1 protein-coding gene is annotated in these 479 nt (G+C 37.6%); it reads left to right on the forward strand.

Annotation, left to right across the window (positions count from 1 at the left end):
• Window positions 1-89 precede the first annotated feature (89 nt).
• Window positions 90-479 (forward strand): tetratricopeptide repeat protein (locus AVJ20_RS18100; RefSeq protein ID WP_162689821.1); only part of this gene is annotated, 390 nt, incomplete at its 3' end.

Consider the following 479-nt stretch of genomic DNA (forward strand, 5'->3'; position numbering starts at 1 on the left):
GCCATTATGTTAAATATAGATTCTTTACCAGTTTTAAGTAATATTGGATAAACTCATCCAGCTCTCATTTTTTTATAAGATTTATTAATATGAATTACAAAAAAAATATTTTTTTATTCTTAATACTAGCATTTTCATTTAGTTATTCATTCGCCCAAGTTCCTAATTTTGACAAAACACTAGCATCAGCAGCTCAAGGGAATCCATCTGCACAAAGAGTCCTTGGGCTAATGTATCTCAATGGTCAGGGCGTACAGAAAGATGATGCCAAAGCGGTTGCATGGTTTTTAAAAGCAGCAGCTCAAGGGGATGTAGATGCGCAATTTAACCTTGGGGGAATGTATGCTAATGGTCAGGGCGTACAGAAAGATGATACCAAACTGGTTGAATGGTATAGCAAGGCAGCTGCTCAAGGATATGCACCAGCCCAAAATAATCTTGGGCTAATGTATCTCAACGGTCGAGGTGTACAGAAAGAC

The organism is Acinetobacter sp. CFCC 11171 (assembly GCF_003268405.1).
Classification (GTDB): Bacteria; Pseudomonadota; Gammaproteobacteria; order Pseudomonadales; family Moraxellaceae; genus Acinetobacter; species Acinetobacter amyesii.